General features: G+C 73.3%; 9 protein-coding genes. 4 read left to right on the top strand and 5 right to left on the bottom strand.

From position 1 onward, the window contains the following. Positions 1-14 precede the first annotated feature (14 nt). From MKD51_RS12120 to MKD51_RS12135, 4 genes are read right to left on the bottom strand one after another with little or no spacing between them, the layout of a single operon-like run. Entirely contained in the window at positions 15-5,738 is a 5,724-nt protein-coding gene (locus MKD51_RS12120; RefSeq protein WP_240240556.1) for an Ig-like domain-containing protein, read from the bottom strand. Then, the gene (locus MKD51_RS12125; RefSeq protein WP_240240557.1) at positions 5,735-7,093 is read right to left on the bottom strand and encodes a serine/threonine-protein kinase; all 1,359 of its coding nucleotides are present in this window, start codon (positions 7,091-7,093) and stop codon (positions 5,735-5,737) included. The genes MKD51_RS12120 and MKD51_RS12125 overlap by 4 nt, the downstream gene beginning before the upstream one ends. Continuing rightward, entirely contained in the window at positions 7,093-7,935 is an 843-nt protein-coding gene (locus MKD51_RS12130; protein WP_240240558.1) for a serine/threonine-protein phosphatase, read from the bottom strand. Before MKD51_RS12130 ends, MKD51_RS12125 begins: the two co-directional genes overlap by 1 nt. Positions 7,936-7,982: 47 nt before the next feature. Continuing rightward, the gene (locus tag MKD51_RS12135; protein ID WP_240240559.1) at positions 7,983-9,086 is read right to left on the bottom strand and encodes a hypothetical protein; all 1,104 of its coding nucleotides are present in this window, start codon (positions 9,084-9,086) and stop codon (positions 7,983-7,985) included. Positions 9,087-9,182: 96 nt separating this feature from the next. Between MKD51_RS12135 and MKD51_RS12140 the strand changes: the two genes are divergently transcribed. The 4 genes from MKD51_RS12140 to MKD51_RS12155 all read left to right on the top strand — a co-directional run bounded on the left by MKD51_RS12140 (position 9,183) and on the right by MKD51_RS12155 (position 15,387). Beyond that, positions 9,183-11,288 (top strand): heavy metal translocating P-type ATPase, encoded by a 2,106-nt coding sequence (locus MKD51_RS12140; RefSeq protein WP_240240560.1) that lies wholly within the window; start codon positions 9,183-9,185, stop codon positions 11,286-11,288. A gap of 159 nt (positions 11,289-11,447) precedes the next feature. Further along, positions 11,448-13,172, top strand: coding sequence for a gamma-glutamyltransferase (locus MKD51_RS12145; RefSeq protein ID WP_240240561.1), 1,725 nt, complete (start codon positions 11,448-11,450; stop codon positions 13,170-13,172). 63 nt (positions 13,173-13,235) lie between these two features. Beyond that, a complete protein-coding gene (locus MKD51_RS12150) occupies positions 13,236-14,234 on the top strand; it encodes an LCP family protein (RefSeq protein ID WP_240240562.1) in 999 nt (332 codons plus the stop codon). A 109-nt stretch (positions 14,235-14,343) separates the two neighbouring features. After that, positions 14,344-15,387, top strand: a complete 1,044-nt coding sequence (locus tag MKD51_RS12155) for an LCP family protein (protein ID WP_240240563.1) — start codon at positions 14,344-14,346, stop codon at positions 15,385-15,387. Here the strand turns inward: MKD51_RS12155 and MKD51_RS12160 are convergent. Beyond that, the gene (locus tag MKD51_RS12160; protein WP_240240564.1) at positions 15,384-16,337 is read right to left on the bottom strand and encodes an aldo/keto reductase; all 954 of its coding nucleotides are present in this window, start codon (positions 16,335-16,337) and stop codon (positions 15,384-15,386) included. The two genes, MKD51_RS12155 and MKD51_RS12160, sit on opposite strands and share 4 nt — an antisense overlap.

The raw sequence follows: 16,337 nt of genomic DNA on the forward strand, positions 1-16,337 counted from the left end.
TCATCGCTCTGCGCTCACAGCCCGCATCCCGCGACCGTCGGCTCGGGATCCCGAAGGGGCCCGGACTCCAGATAGGTTACGACGCCTCGGGCACGCACCTGCGTCGCCCCCGCCGGTACCGGCTCGGTCGATGGCTGCTCGGGCGTCCAGGCGCCACCACTGACCCGGTACGAGGCCACGACCTCGCTCTGGACGGCTGCGGAGGCGTTCGCCGGCGGTGTCGCACGCAGCGGCGCGAGCGGCGTGCAGGCGTCGACGGTCGCGCGCAGGCTCAGCGGCATGCCGCTGCCGACGGCGGTGGCATCGGAGCACACCTTGTCGGCGCGCGCCCCAGAGGGGGCGCAGACGCGCAGGTCGACGGCTGCCGCCCGGCCGTAGGCGAAGGAGGTGGTCGTCGGGGTGAGCCACGAGCCCTGGCTGACGCGCACCCACACCGGCTCAGTGGCCTGCGGCGACTGGCGCACCCTGGCCTCGAACCACATGTCCTGCGGGAGCGTCGGCACAGCGGTCAGCCGCAGGTCGCGGGCGTCGTCGCGCACCTGCGGGGCGATGGTGACGGCGGATGCGTTGACGGGAGCGGGCTTGCCGAAGACGGGCTCGGAGGTGGAGACGGAGCAGTGCCAGCCGTTGTCGGCGACCACGGCGACCACCACCCTCGATCCCTCCGCGACCGCCAGCGAGGCCGATGTGGCGGTGCTGCCGGCCGGCTCGCCGGTGCCGGTGCTGTCGCAGGAGATCGAGCCCAGATCGGCGACCGGCACGATGCGCGCGCTGTAGGCGACGCGCGACGCGCCTCCGGCGTCGACGCGCGACCACGTCGCGGTGACCGTGCCGGCGGTGCGGTCGGTGATGAGGACGGGGGTGGTCGCGGGCTCGCCGACGGCCGTGAACGGCACGGGTGCCGCCGGCCAGCGCCATCCCTCATCCGGGACGCCAGCGGCGTTCGTCGCGGCGACCGCGACGTCGTAGGCCTGGCCGGGCGTGAGGTCGGACACGACCGTTCCCCGCTCGCTCGCACCTGCCCGGATGATCCGGTCGGCCCCGTTGCCGGTGATGCGCACGAGATAGCCCTCGATCGGCGTGCCGCCCTGCGGCTGCTGCACGCCCTGCCAGGCGATGCGCACGGAGCCGGGCTCGATCGAGGGGATCGCCTCGACGCCCCGCACGGTGGCGGGCCGGCGGTCGGCGTGCACCGGCTCCGACGGCGCGGAGAGATCGCTCTCACCGAGAGCGTTGATCGCGGCGGCGCGCAGCCGCAGCTCGACCCCGGCGGGCAGGCCCTCGATGCGGCAGCGCGGCTCGGCGCCACAGTCGTAGGAGACGCCGTTGCCACCGTCGATGCGGTAGCCCGTGATCGGGCTGCCGTTCTCGGCAGGCGGATCGATCATCATCGTCACGACGCCGTCGATGTGCTCGTCGAACGCCTGCACCGGTGGCGCTGGGGCATCCGGCACATCCTGCACCGTGACGGTGATCGGGCTCCACACGCCGCGCCTGGGATCGTCGGTCGCGTCGAGCACCAGCACGCGCACGATGGTGGTGCCGATCACCGCAGAGCCGTCGACCTCGACCGTCACCGTGCCGCCATCGAGCGATGCGCTGATGCCTCGCTCGGCCGCGCCCTCCTCGCTGATCGCGGCGATGCGCAGCGGCGTGTTCGGGAAGGGGTTGGAGGCCTCGTCGTTCGCGAGCGGCGACACCTGCGCACTGGAGCCGCGCTGCACGGTGACGGCGTCGGCGGCCGGCGCGACGAGCGGTTTCGTCGAGGTGATGACGGCGAGCTGAACCGCCCCGGTCTCCCCCTGTCCCGCGTCGTCGCTGACGCCGATCTGCAGCTGCTCGCTCGTGCCCACCGCGGTGTCGCTGAGGGCGCGCACCGTGAGCATCGATCCCTCGATCGCGGCCTGGAACCCCGGCGGCACCGCGCCGGAGATCGACCAGGTGGCGCTCGTGAGCCGAGCGGCATCGGGGGTGCGGGTGATGCGCGAGAGGTCGATCTCGCGCTCCGCGCCCTGCTCGAGCTGCACGAACGCGCCGAGCACGCTCAGCGGCACGTCGTCGCCCGGCACGACCTCGATCGGCAGCACGATCGTGCCGACGCGGCCCTCCGGGTCGGTGGCGCTGTCGCCGTCGGTCACCTCGAAGCTGATGCTCGCCGGCCCGTAGTAGCCGTCGGGCGGCACATAGCGCAGGGTGCGCAGGTCGATCACGGGATTCGTGCCGTCGGTGGGAGCCGCGGTGACGGCGCTCGCGTCGGTGATGAGCGCGCCCTCGCCGTCGACCGTGTCGACGACGTCGTCGATCGCGATCACGAGCGTCTCGCCGGACGCCACGGTGAGCGGCGCGACGTCGGGCTTCAGCTGCGGCAGCGCGTCGAGCCTGCCCGGCACGGCGAGCACCGCAGTGGAGACGGCGGATGGGTCGTCGGTGCGGGCGACCGTGTACGGCACGAAGCGGGTGCGGTCGGCCACGGCGATCTCGATCGCGCCGTCGTCCCGCAGCTCGACGCCGGGCGTCGCCAGCGGCAGGCTCGCCTCCAGCACGTCGGCGCGGCCGTCACGCACGGAGGCGTGCGCGAGCGGGTCGATGACGACCGCGTCGGCGTCGGCGATCGACTGGATCGAGACCTGCACATCCTCGACGTCGGGCGCCGGCGGCGGGGCCTCCGGGTCGACGTCGACGCGCAGCCAGCTCGTCGCGCTCGAGCCGGCGGCGTTCTCGACCGTGACGAGCACGCCGATGTCGTTCGTCTGGGCGCCCGCGGTCACGAGCACGGCGCCGTCGCGCAGCTGGGCGGACGAACCGCGCGTGACGGTCTCGATCGAGACGATCTCGAGCGGCAGCCCCGCGGGGTCGCTGTCGTTCTCGAGCACGGGGACCACGAGCGTCGAGTCGGGCCGCATCTGTGCCTCGTCGGCGCCCAGCACGGGCGGCAGCGCCGGGCCGGGCTCGACGACGGCGACGCGCACGAGCCCCTCGGCGACCGCGCCGAGGTCGTCGACCACGCGGTAGCGGAACTCGTCGGTACCGGGCGAGTACTCCCCCGCCTGGTAGCGCAGCGTCGAGCGGCCCGACTGCGTCACGAAGCCGAGCGCCGGCGCCGACGAGGGGCCGAGCAGCTGCACCGGATCGCCGTTGGGGTCAGCGTGCGAGAGCGGCAGCGCCAGGTCGACGCTCGCGCCCGCGACCACGCGCGCCTCGACGGTCGGCGCGACCGGTGCCGCGTTCGTCGTCTGCGCAGCCGCGACGACGCGGATCGTCACGTCGGCGCTCGCGGTCTGGCCGTCTGGGCCGCGCACGGAGTATGCCGCCGTGAATGTGCCGGGCTCGCCCGCGGCGATGTAGCGCATCCGATCTCCGTCGACGAAGAGGAGCCCCGCCTCCGGCGCGGCCACGAGCTGCGTCTCGAGCGCGATCGGGAGACCGTCGGGCTGCTCGTCGTTGGCGAGCACGGGGATCTCGACCAGGCCGCCGGGGCGCACCGAGACCACGTCGTCCCGCGCGATCGGGGGCTGGATCGCTGCCGAGCCCGTCTGCGAGACGCGGAGCACGCCGGTGGAGCTGGAGATGCCGTTCGTGACCACGTACTCGACGCTGGCCTGCTCGTCGAGGTCGTCGGCGAGCGCGAGCCGCAGCCGCTCACCGTCGATCACCTCGGCGCGCACACCGGGGCTGTCGGAGGTCGCGCTCGTGATCGCCACCACGCCGCCGGCGGGATCGTACGCGAGATCCTCGGCGTCGAGCTCGATCGCGCTGATCGACGGGACTGCGGCGCGCGCCGGCCGCGTGATGGGCGCCGACGACGCATCCGCGCCCTCGAGCACGCGTACGACGACCTGGCCGTTCCTGGTCGCGGCCCCATCGGTCACGACGTAGGTGAAGCGCAGCAGCCCCGCTTCGCTGGGGTTGACGCGGATCGTGCCGTCGGAGAAGTCGGCCGTCACCGGCTCGCCGTTGTCGACGACGTTGTGGAGGCTGAGCTCGCCGGCGCCTCCGCGCGCCGACAGCAGCGGCTCGAGCACGAGCTCCTGGCCGACACGGGTGACGGCGGTGACGGGCTGGGCCGTGATCGGCACGGTGCCGGCGTGCACGGTGAGGGCGATCGGCTCGGTCGTCTCCGTTGTGCCGTCGGTGACGGTGACGAGCACCTCGCGCTGCGCGCCGGCTCTGCCGTCGCGGAACTCGAGCCTGCCGTCCGGGCGGACGGTGACGCGGTCGGGCGCCTCTGCCTCCGCGCGGACCACGGCGAGCGGGTCGCCCTCCGGATCGACCCAGCCGTCGAGCGCATCGAGCGTGATCGAGCCGCCTGCCTCGAGCGTGGCCTGCTGCGGGCGCACGAGGGTCGGCGGCTCGTCGCCCTCGCGGACGTCGACGATCGCGGTCGCCACCGCGGTCGCCGTGCCGTCAGAGATCTCGTACGCGACGCTGGACTGCCCGGACTCCGGCGCCTCGAAGCGGATGCCGCGACCATCGGGCGTGATGCTGACGGATGCGTCGTCACGGTCGACGCTGGCCTCGGTGATGACGATGGGGTCGCCGTTGGCATCGGTGTCGTTGAGCAGCACCGGCAGCACCGTGACCGTGCCGGAACGCGCGCCCAGCTCGTCGTCGACTGCGACCGGCGGCTCGGGGTCGGCCTCCACCGTCTCCTCGACCGTCTCGCCGTCTGCGGGGATCTCCGGCTCCGGCTGCTCGTCGTCGATCTGCCAGCCCTCGATGCGGCCGCCGTTCCCATCGATCGCCCACGCGTCGCCCGTGCCGGCGTCGACGGCGGCGGTGGCGCTGCCCCGCTGCAGGATGCGCAGATCGGCATCGTTCGCGACGCCGTCGAGCGAGAGCACGACCGGCTCGGCGCCCTCGCAGGCGCGCCAGGCGGTGCCGTCGCGCCAGACGGCGAACGTGCACCGCTCGTTCGTGACCGGGGCTGCGGCCACGCCCGCGGCGCCGGAGGCGAGCACGCTGGAGCTCGTGACGCCGAGCTGCTGCCGGACGAGCGAGTCGTCGGTCGCGTAGAGCACCGCAGCGGCCGCGTCGCCGGGCTCCTGCAGGCGCACACCGGTGGCATCCAGCGTGGTCTGCCACGTGCTGGTGGAGAGCACGCCCGAGCCCGCATCGAAGAGCACCCAGTCGTCGCCCAGCGCGGTGAGCTGCAGCGCCGGCGTCGAGGGCGAGAGGGGCGCGCGGTCGCTCGAGGCGACCTCTCCGGCCTGGTCGACGCGCAGGACGCGACCGAGGCCCGGCGATGCCGCCAGCAGGTCGTGCTCGCCGAGCACGGCGACGCCGCCCTGGCCGAGCGCGACGACCGGGTCGCCGAGCGGCGCGCCCTCCGCGAGCGCTCCCGTGGTGGTGCGCCAGACATCGCCGGTGGTCGGCGAGGTGATCACGATGCGATCGCCGCGCACGCCGACCACAGCGCCTGGACGGATCGGCACGGCTGGGCCGGCCTGCACCGCGCCCTCGCGCACCACCCGCGCGGTGGAGGCGTCGCGGTCCACGACGACCGTGCCGCTGGCCGCCTGGTGCGCCTCATCGGCGCTGCCGACCTGCACCACGCGCTCGATCGTGCTGTTGGCCGTGTTCGCAAGGCCGATGGCGCCGGCCTCGCCGTTGGCGATCCAGACGCTCGAGCCGTCGAGCTGCGGCTCGATCGACGCGTAGCCGGGGGTCAGCACCGCGCCGGCGATGACGCCGGCGACGAGGAGGGTGCCGACGGCGACGCCTGCGATGCGGCGCTTCACGGCAAGGGCTCCGCGCACGACTCGGTCGGCTCACCGGTGGAGCCATCGCGGTTGACGGCGACGTTGATGCACAGTCGCTCGCCAGCCTCGCCCGTGAGGGTGAACTCGTTCCCGCCCTGGATGAGCGCATCGCCCGTCGAGGTGCGCACGTGATAGGTGTCGGGGTCGACCAGGCCGGGGTCTGGCCACGTGAAGTGCACGCGCCCCGACTCGGGGACGGCCTGGATGTCGGCGACCACAGGGATCTGCTGGGAGACGGTGGAGAGCGCGATCGCAGCGACGGCGACGATGCCGAGCACGACCACGCTCGCGACGCCGATGCCGACGCCGATCGCGAACCGCTTGGGCTTCTGGGGCTGTCGTCTGCCGGTCGACTGCGAGATGTCGACGCGGCTGCCCGTGATGCCCACCGACCGACGCGAGCGGCGCTGACGCAGCCGCAGCGCATCCGCGGGCTTCTCATCCTCGAGCTCCGGTGCGGGGGCCGCCGCCCAGGCGTCGACCTGCACCTCGATGGGCGTCTCGTCGAACCCGAGCTCGCGCTGCACGGACTGCAGCTCGTGCAGCATCGCCTCGACGCTCGCGTAGCGGTCGGAGGGCTTGGCAGAGAGCGCCTTGTCGAGCACCGCGCGCAGCGGCAGCGGGATGGCGCGCGAGGGCAGCAGCTCGTGGTTGATGATGCGGCTGCTGAGCGCGTCGTGGTCGTTGGCCCTGCCGGGGTGCTCCGCGGGGCTGCGGCCGGCGATGAGCGAGAAGAGCGTCGCGCCGAGCGACCACACCTCGGTGGCGACCGTGCCGCCGGTGCTGCCGCGCAGCACCTCCGGGGCGGCCCACGGGATCGAGACGCCGGCCGCCTCCGTGGCGTCGTGCTGCAGGCCCGCGATGCCGAAGTCGCTCAGCACGGGATGGCCGAAGGAGGTGGTGAGGATGTTCGCGGGCTTGATGTCGCGGTGCAGCACGCCGGCGCGATGCGCGGTCTCGATGGCAGCGCCGATGCGGATCCCCACGCGCATCGCGGCCTCCGGGGCCAGCGGCTCGGTGCGGAAGCGCTCGCCGAGCTCGGGGCTCGCGAGTTCCATGACGAGGTAGGGGCGGCCATCGCTCGCGACGCTCGCGCCGTAGACGGTGAGGATGCCGGGGTGCGATGAGAGGCGGCCCATCAGGTTGACCTCGGTGCGGAAGGAGCGGCGCACATCCTCGTCGACCAGCTCGGCGAGCAGCACCTTCACGGCGACGGGGCGGCGCGGCAGCGCCTGCTCGTACAGGAAGACATCGGCGTACCCACCGGTGCCGAGCACGTGGAGGTGCGAGTAGCCGGGCAGGACCGGCGGCGCGGAGGGGAGCCGCCTGGCCATCAGGGTCGCCTGGTCTCCTCGTCGCGCAGCGTCGTCCGCGGCACCGTGCGGTCGACGTCGTCGACGACGGGTGCCTTCGTGACGTCGACGACGATGACCGACACGTTGTCGCGACCACCGTTGTCGAGCGCAGCGGCGACGAGCGCGCTGGCGGCGGCTGCCGGCTCGTCGTGCTCCCACAGCAGGCGCTCGATCTCGATGTCGGGCACCTCCTTGGTGAGACCGTCGGAGCAGACCAGCAGGCGCAGCTGGGGCATGATCGGCAGCAGGAAGTAGTCGGGCACCGGGTCTATGCCCGCGCCGACGCCGCGGGTGACGACGTTGGCCTCGGGGTGGGTCTCGGCCTCCTCCTCGGTGAGGAGTCCGGCGTCGATGAGCTCCTGGACGACCGAGTGGTCGATGGTGATGCGCGTGAGGCGCTCGCCGAGCATCGCGTAGGTGCGGGAGTCGCCGACGTTGAAGACGGCGAAGTGCGGGGCGTCGTCGTGCATGGCGAACGCGCAGCCCGTGACCGTGGTGCCCGCGGCGCCCTCGCCGTCGCCCAGCTTCTCGATGATGTCGGTCGCGTGGCGGAGCGCGTCGACGACGTCGATCGGCTCGACCGTCTCGAGCCCGCCGAGCGCTCCGAGCTGCTCGGCGACGGCCTTGCTGGCCAGGTCGCCGTGCGAATGGCCGCCCATGCCGTCAGCGACGGCGAAGATCGGCGGCTGCGTGACGAGGGAGTCCTCGTTGTGCTGGCGGCGGAAGCCGGTGTCGGTCAGGCCGGCCCAGCGCACTGCGAATCGACGCCCTTCCGGGCCCTGTGTCGCGTGCTCGCCGGTCGCCGCTCCGATGTGGGTCACGTCCTCCAGTCTCCCACGCCTCGGCGCTGGCCGTTGCACCACGCCCTTCAACGCCCGAGCTGGGCGTCGCCTCCCGACCGCAGCACCCAGTCGGGAGCACCCTTCGCATCGACGATGTCGCGCAGCAGCGGGGCCATCGAGAGCGCGGGGTCGATCGCCATCGCGAGCTCCGCGCAGCGGCCGGCGGTGCGGCCGCGGCCCACGAAGAAGTGGAGGAAGCCGGCGATCACGAGCAGCGGTGCACGCGCCTCGAGCGGCGTGGCCTCGGCGATCGTGCTCCAGCGGCGGAGACGGTCGTGGAGCCGCTCGGCATCCGGTGTCGGACCGACCCCCATGAAGCGATGGGCGGCCGTGTCGCCGGCCAGCGCGTCGTCATCATCGATGGCGGCGAGCGTGGTCGCGGCGGCCTCCGGCCCGTCGATGGCCAGCTCGATCGCGAGGTCGCGCACGGCCGGGCTGCCGACGAGCGCGATCGCGAGCGCCGCGGCGCGCGCGGGAGCGTCGCCGACGGCGCCCGGCCCATCGGTGAGCTTGGGGGCGAGCGCGACGGCGAGCTCGAGCGCGGCGACGGGGTCGGCCCCGGCCGCGCCGATGTCGCCGGGCTCGAGCTGCTCGAGCCAGCGCGCCACGGCCGCGGCGCCCGCGCTGTCGACGCCCTCCGGCACCCCGGGGATCGGCGCGGGCTCCGGCGCGTCGGGCGCAGGGTCCTCGAGCAGGTCGAGCTCCGCGAGCGGGCCGCGCGCGGCATCGGGATGCGCGTAGTCGCCCCACGCATCGGGCGCGAGGGCCAACAGCTCGAGCGTGCGGATGCGCCAGCGTTCGAGCCGTTCAGCGACCCGCACGAGCTCGGTGCGCAGCGGCAACGGGCCGGTGGCGAGCGGATCCCGCAGGCAGGCGATGAGCACGACGGCGTCGGCGCCGAGCGCACCGGCACGGATCGCCTGGGCGGCAGCCGCGCAGCCGCGGCGATCCGGCAGGTCGAGCACCATCGGCATGCCGGAGCGGCCGCCGGAGAACGGCAGCACCACGAGCGACGGCGCACCGGTCTCGCCGACGAGTCGGGGCAGCAGCCTGAGCAGGGATTGGGGTGTGCGGATCGTGACGGTCTCCATGAGCGCACTGTGCGGCATCGCGCTGTTGCGCGTCGCCATGATTCGCGCCGCTGTGGATGGCGGACTTCGCAGGGGTCCCCGACGCACGCGGACTCGCACCTTGCTGCATACCCCTAGGGGGTATATGTTCGAGCCATGGAGCACGCCACCGACCACGACGCGCACGCGCACCACGACGCTCGTGTGCCGCACGACGCATCCGCGCCTACGGCTTCGCACGGCGACCACGGCAACGGCGGCCATGGCGGCCACGGCGACCACGGCGACCACGTCGCGATCTTCCGCGGGCTCTTCTGGTGGATGCTCGCCCTCGCGGTGCCGACGGTGCTGCTGAGCGGCATGTTCTCGATGATCGTCGGCTACGCGCTGCCCGACTGGCCGTGGCTGCCGTGGGTCTCCCCCGTGCTCGGCACCGTGATGTTCGTCGTGGGCGGCAGGCCGTTCCTCACCGGCGCCGTCGACGAGCTGCGGGCGCGGAAGCCCGGCATGATGCTGCTCATCGCGCTCGCGATCACGGTGGCGTTCGTCGCGTCCTGGGCCTCATCGCTCGGGCTCGCCGACCACCAGCTCGACTTCTGGTGGGAGCTGGCGCTGCTGGTCGTCATCATGCTGCTGGGCCACTGGATCGAGATGCGCTCGCTCGCCCAGACCTCCTCGGCGCTCGACTCGCTCGCCGCGCTGCTGCCCGACGAGGCCGAGCGCGTCGTCGACGGCGGCACCGAGCGCGTCTCCCCCGAGGCGCTGCGGCTCGGCGACACGGTCGTCGTGCGCCCCGGCGGTCGCGTTCCCGCAGACGGCGTCGTCGTCGAGGGCAGCGCGAGCTTCGACGAGTCGATGATCACGGGCGAGTCGCGCCCGGTCGCGCGCAGCGCGGGCGATCGCGTCGTCGCCGGCACGGTGGCGACCGACTCCGGCGTTCGCCTGCGCATCGATGCCGTGGGCGAGGAGACCACGCTCGCCGGCATCCGCCGCCTCGTGGCAGAGGCACAGGCCTCCACCTCGAAGGCGCAGCGCCTTGCCGACCGCGCTGCCGGCTGGCTGTTCTGGTTCGCGCTCGGCGCGGCGGCGATCACCGCGATCATCTGGTCGATCGTCGGCCTACCGGACGACGCGGTCGTGCGCGCCGTGACGGTGCTCGTGATCGCCTGCCCCCACGCGCTGGGCCTCGCGATCCCGCTCGTGGTCTCGATCGCCACCGAGCGCGCGGCCCGCGGCGGCGTGCTCATCGCCGACCGCGTCGCCCTCGAGACGATGCGCACGGTCGACGTGGTGCTGTTCGACAAGACGGGCACGCTGACTGCCGGCGAGCCCGCCGTCCTCGAGCACGTCGCCGTCGACGGCGGCATCGAGGCCGACCGCATGCTCGCCCTCGCGGCTGCGGCCGAGGCGGCCAGCGAGCACCCGCTCGCGAAGGCGATCGTGCGCGCGGCCGAGGCCGCCGAACTCTCCGTGCCGGACGCATCCGACTTCACCTCCTCCCCGGCGGTCGGCGTCACCGCGACGGTCGACGGCCTGCGCGTGCGGGTCGGCGGGCCGCACATGCTCGAGGAGGAGGGCGCGAGCGAGCTCGCCGAGGTCGAGCCCTGGCGCGCTGAGGGCGCCATCATCCTGCACGTCGTCATCGACGGCACCGTCGCGGGGGCCCTGCGGCTGGCGGATGCCGTCCGTGCGGAGTCGAAGCAGGCTGTGGATGCGCTGCACCGGCTCGGCATCGAGGTCGCGATGATCACGGGCGACGCCGAGGCTGTCGCGCAGTCGGTCGCACGCGAGCTCGGCATCGATCGGGTGGCCGCGAATGTGCGACCGGAGCACAAGGAGCGCGAGGTCGCGCGGCTGCAGAGCGAGGGCCGCACGGTCGCATTCGTCGGCGACGGCGTGAACGATGCGCCGGCGCTCGCGCGTGCCGACGTGGGGCTCGCGATCGGAGCGGGCACGGATGTGGCGATCGCCTCCGCCGATGTGATCCTGGCGAGCTCCGACCCGCGCAGCGTCGTGTCGGTCGTGCAGCTCTCGCGCGCGAGCGCCAGGAAGATGGTGCAGAACCTGTGGTGGGCGGCGGGCTACAACCTGCTGTCGGTGCCGCTCGCGGCCGGCGTGCTGGCGCCGATCGGCTTCGTGCTGCCGATGTCGGTGGGCGCGGTGCTCATGTCGATCTCGACCGTGGTCGTGGCGCTCAACGCGCAGCTGCTCCGCCGCCTCGACCTCGATCCGGCACGCTCGGCCCAGCGCGCCGCGCGCTGAGCGACTGCCCTGACCGCACCGCGCACAACGCAAGCCCGCCGGCAGCACACCGCGGCGGAGGGCCGCTGCGGGCACGATCAGGCCCCGCACTCGCCCGCAGGGCTTGCGTTGTGCAGCGAGGATGGCGCGGGCGGCCGGCCGCCTCGATAGCGTGGCGGCATGATGCGCACGCGGCCAGAGCTCACAGGATCGTTCGGCGCTGTCGCCTCCACGCACTGGCTCGCCTCCTCGAGCGGCATGGCGGTGCTGGAGCGCGGTGGCAACGCCGCCGACGCGGCCGTCGCCGCCGGCTTCGTGCTGCACGTGGTCGAGCCGCACCTCAACGGCCCCGGCGGCGACCTGCCGCTCATCGTGCGCGTGCCAGGCACCGAGCCGCGCGTGCTCAGCGGCCAGGGCGTCACGCCCGCGACCGCCACGATCGAGCGGATGCGCGCGGAGGGCGTCGAGCACATCCCCGGCACCGGGCTGCTCGCGGCGGTCGTGCCGGGCGCCGTGCCCGCCTGGCTCACGCTGCTGCGCGATCACGGCACGTGGGCGCCCGCCGAGGTGCTGGCGTTCGCGATCGAGCTCGCCGACCGCGGCCATCGCGTGCTGCCGCGCGTCGCCCGCACCATCGCGGGCCGTGCCGACTTCTTCCGCGAGCACTGGCCCTCCTCCGCGGCGCTCTGGGCAGACCCCGCGCCGGAGGACTGGGCGATCATCCGCAACCCGGCACTCGCCGAGACCTATCGACGGCTCGCCGACGCCGGCAGCGGCAGACCGCGCGAGGCCGCCTGCGACGCCGCCATCGCCGCCTGGAGCGAGGGCTTCGTCGCCGAGGCGATCGACCGGCACAGCCGCGAGCCGGCGATGGACTCCTCCGGCACCGCGCACGCCGGGCTGCTCACCGGCGACGACCTCGCCGCCTGGCGCCCCACCTGGGAGGACACGCTCTCGATGCCGTGGCGCGGCACCACCGTGCACAAGGCGGGCGCGTGGTCGCAGGGCCCGGCGCTGCTCGCCCAGCTCGCGATGCTCGAGCCGCTGCTGCCGTCGAGGGCGGATGCGTTCGACGCCGACCTCGTGCACGCCGCGGCAGAGGCGGCGAAACTGGCCTTCGCAGACCGCGACGCCTGGTTCGGCGACGGCGCAGATCTCTCGCGACTGCTCGCATCCGACTATCTCGCAGAGCGGCGCGCGCTCATCGGCGAGTCGGCCTCGCTCGAGTTGCGGCCTGGCGCCCTGCGCGGCGAGCCTCGGCTCGCGCGCGTCGAGGCCGCCGGCGACGCGGCGCGGCCCGAAGGCACGGGCGAGCCCACTCGCGGCGACACGTGCCACATCGACGTCGTCGACCGCTTCGGGTGCGTGATCTCTGCGACGCCCTCCGGCGGCTGGCTGCAGTCGAGCCCGACGATCGCCGAGCTCGGCTTCTGCCTCGGCACGCGTGCCCAGATGCTGTGGCTGGAACCGGGGCTGCCCACGAGCCTCGCCCCGCGCATCCGCCCCCGCACCACCCTGTCTCCGACGATGCTCGTCGACGATGACGGCGCGGTCGCCGCGCTCGGCACGCCCGGCGGCGACCAGCAGGATCAGTGGCAGGTCTCGATGCTGCTGGGGATGCGCGTGCTCGGGCTCACGCCGCAGGCGGCGATCGATGCGCCCGCCTGGCACACCACGCACCTCGTCTCGTCGTTCGAGCCGCGCGTGTGGGAGCCGGGCGGCCTGCACGTGGAGTCGCGACTGGGCGAGGCGACGATCGCCGAGCTGCGCCGTCGCGGTCACGTCGTGACGGATGCGGGGCCGTGGTCGCTGGGACGCCTCTCGTTCGCGTCGCGCGAGCCCGACGGGACGATCCGTGCGGCGGCGAACCCGCGGGGCGAGCAGGGCTACGCCGCGCTGCGCTGACCCAGGACGGCGCCACCGGGTGCCGCTAGCCTCGTCGGGTACGCCGACGAAGGGTCGCCAGGGATGCAGGCAGGGAAGCGAAGCAGGACGCGCACGGCGCGGTTCACGGCGCTGGCGGTGGTGGCCGCGCTGGCGATCACCGGCTGCGGGCCGCAGAGCGAGCCCACGCCGACCGCCACGTCCACCCCGACCGCGGCTGCGCCATCCCCGACGGCGACGCCGACCCCGACGCCGACGGCCCCGGCCGACCCGCTGCCGGAGGGCGCCGTGACGGCGCTGCTGCTCGGCACCGACTCCCGCACGCCCGGCAGCATGACCGGGCAGGCAGACGCGATCATGCTCGCGCAGATCTCCGCCGACCGCGAGACGCTCTCGCTCGTCTCGATCACCCGCGACTCCTGGGTGTCGATCCCCGGCTACGGCGCGGGGAAGATCAACTCGGCGTTCGCGCGCGGCGGCACCTCCGTCATGGTCGACACCATCTCGGCGATGTACGGCGGCCTCGAGATCGACTACGTCGTGCAGGCCGACTTCGAGGGCTTCATCGCCATGACGCGCGCGCTCGACGGCTTCGACGCCGCCAACCAGCACCCGACGCAGGTGACGGTCAACAGCACCGGTCGCGTGCTCGACTTCACGGCAGACTCGGTGCACCTCTCGGGCACCGACGGCCTCATCTACGTGCGCCAGCGCAAGGGGCTGCCGCAGGGCGACCTCGACCGTGCCGAGCGACAGCGCGCCGCGGTGGCTGGCATGCTCGAGCGCATCGACGAGATCGCGACCGAGAACCCGGCGGAGCTCGTGAACGTCTTCGGCCACTTCGCCGAACGGCTGAAGATCACCGGCGAGCTCTCGATCGACGACATGATCGCGCTCGCGTCGCTCAGTCAGAACCTCGAGCGCGACGACGTCGTGAGCCTGATGTCGCCCATCACCGGCTTCGGCAATCAGGGCGGCCAGTCGGTCAATGTGGTCGACGAGGCACAGACGGCAGCCCTGGGCGAGGCGCTGCGCGCCGGCGACATCCACCCCTATGTGGAGCAGCACGGCACGGGGTATTGAGTCTGGAGCGCTCACGGCAGCGGCGCTCGCGTCTCGAAGCATGATTCACAACACTGTTCCCAAACCACTCCTCCGCCGCTAGCCTGAGCGCGGGCGACAGGAGGTCGCGATGCGTGCAGCGACCGGAGCAGGCTCGTGGATGCGCCGCGCCGCGGTGCCGGCCGTCGTGCTGGTCGCGCTCGTCGGGTGCAGCCCGTCGCCTCCCCCGTCGTCGCCGTCGCCGTCGCCCGCCTCGCTCGCGACGAGCACACCGACGACAGCACCCACACCCACACCCGCGGCCACACCCACACCCACGCCCACGCCGGCCCCGGATGCGGGCCCACTCCCCGAGGGCGCCGTCACCGCGCTGCTGCTCGGCACCGACTCCCGCACGCCCGACAGCTTCGAGGGCAATGCCGACGCCATCGTGATCGTGCAGCTCTCGGCCGATCGCGAGACGCTCGCCCTGATCTCCGTCACCCGTGACTCGTGGGTGACGATCCCCGGCGTCGGCGAGTCGAAAATCAATGCAGCATTCGCGCGCGGCGGCGCCGAGCTCATGCAGGCGACGCTCTCCGAGCTGCTCGGCGGGCTCGAGTTCGACTACGTGCTCCAGACCGGATTCGACGGCTTCGTCGGGCTGATCGAGGCTGTCGACGGCGTCACGGTCGACAACGCCACGCCCGCCATCGCCCGCTACAGCACCCGTGGAGAGGTGAGCGAGACGGGCATCGCCTACGACTTCACGGCCGATCCCATCGATCTCGTCGACCAGGAGAGCATCCTGTTCGTGCGGCAGCGCTACGGCCTGCCCTATGGCGACCTCGACCGCACCGAGCGCACGCGCGCGACGATCATCGGGCTGCTCGAGCGGCTCGACGAGCTGGCGGCGGACCCGCCGGCTCTCACCGCAGCGCTCGTGCACATCATGGCCCAGCTGCGCATCACCGGCGAGCTGCAGGTCGCCGACCTGGTGGCGCTGACCGAGCTGAGCGGCACGCTGCAGCGCGACGACATCCTCAGCCTGATGGCGCCGATCGAGGGCTCGACCGGTCGGGCCGGCGCATCCGTCAACGTCGTCGATGCCGCGCGCAGCGCCGAGCTGGGCGAGGCGCTGCGGGCTGGCGATGTGCAGTCGTACGTCGACCGCTACGGCACCGACTACCCCTAGGCGAAGAGGTCCGAGATCTCTTGGACCGTGGCCGCGTCGAGCGCGCCCTGCCCTGCCGCCGCGTTCTGCACGACCTGCTCGGGGCGGGTGGCGCCAGCGATGACGCTCGAGACCGCCGGCTGCGCGAGCAGCCACTGGAAGGTGGTCTCGAGCATCGAGCGGCCTGCGTCTCGGGCGATGCGCTCGTACTGCTCGATGCGCGCCCAGTCGACACCCTCGAGCAGCTGCGGCTTCAAGGCGGTGAGCCGCGCATCCGCCGGGCCCGTGCCTCCGGAGTACTTGCCCGAGAGCAGGCCGTTGCCGAGCGGGAAGTAGGGCAGGAAGCCGATGCCGGTCTCGAGCACTGCAGGCAGCACCTCCTTCTCGACGTCGCGAGCCACGAGCGAGTACTCGTCCTGGGCCGAGACGAAGCCGTTGGGCGATTCGACCTCTGCGGCGGCGCCGATCTGATCCGGCGTGAAGTTGGAATGGCCGTACGCGCGGATCTTGCCCTCGGCCATGAGCTCGTCGAGGGCGCGGACGGTCTCTTCGATCGGCGTCTCGGGGTCCGGGGTGTGCAGCTGGTACAGCTCGATGCGGTCGGTCTGCAGACGGCGCAGCGATGCCTCGACGGCGTTGCGGATGTAGCCCCGCGCACCCTTCGGGCCCCAGTCCTCCGCGCCTTCGATCTCGACGCCCTGGTGGCCCCACTTCGTGGCGAGCACGACCTTGTCGCGGGCGGTGCTGCCTGCCTTGGCGAGCGCGACGCCCATGAGCGTCTCGGAGGTGGTGGGCGGCTGGCCATACATGTCGGCGGTGTCGAACAGCGTGATGCCGTGGTCGATCGCCGCGTGGATGACCGCGTCGGTGCCCGACTGATCCTCCGTGCGGGTGCCCCTGCGTCCGAAGTTGTTGCAGCCGAGGCCGATGGGCGAGACCTCGATGCCAGAGGTGCCAAGAGTGCGCGTCAT

Origin of the sequence: Agrococcus sp. ARC_14 (genome assembly GCF_022436485.1) — a bacterium.
Taxonomy (GTDB): Bacteria; Actinomycetota; Actinomycetes; order Actinomycetales; family Microbacteriaceae; genus Agrococcus.

Coding starts and splice junctions, on each gene's coding strand:
- MKD51_RS12125 (WP_240240557.1), bottom strand. CDS start 7,093: ATGGCCAGGCGGCTCCCCTCCGCGCCGCCGGTCCTGCCCGGCTACTCG.
- MKD51_RS12135 (WP_240240559.1), bottom strand. CDS start 9,086: ATGGCGACGCGCAACAGCGCGATGCCGCACAGTGCGCTCATGGAGACC.
- MKD51_RS12140 (WP_240240560.1), top strand. CDS start 9,183: ATGGAGCACGCCACCGACCACGACGCGCACGCGCACCACGACGCTCGT.
- MKD51_RS12145 (WP_240240561.1), top strand. CDS start 11,448: ATGATGCGCACGCGGCCAGAGCTCACAGGATCGTTCGGCGCTGTCGCC.
- MKD51_RS12150 (WP_240240562.1), top strand. CDS start 13,236: ATGCAGGCAGGGAAGCGAAGCAGGACGCGCACGGCGCGGTTCACGGCG.
- MKD51_RS12155 (WP_240240563.1), top strand. CDS start 14,344: ATGCGTGCAGCGACCGGAGCAGGCTCGTGGATGCGCCGCGCCGCGGTG.
- MKD51_RS12160 (WP_240240564.1), bottom strand. CDS start 16,337: ATGACGCGCACTCTTGGCACCTCTGGCATCGAGGTCTCGCCCATCGGC.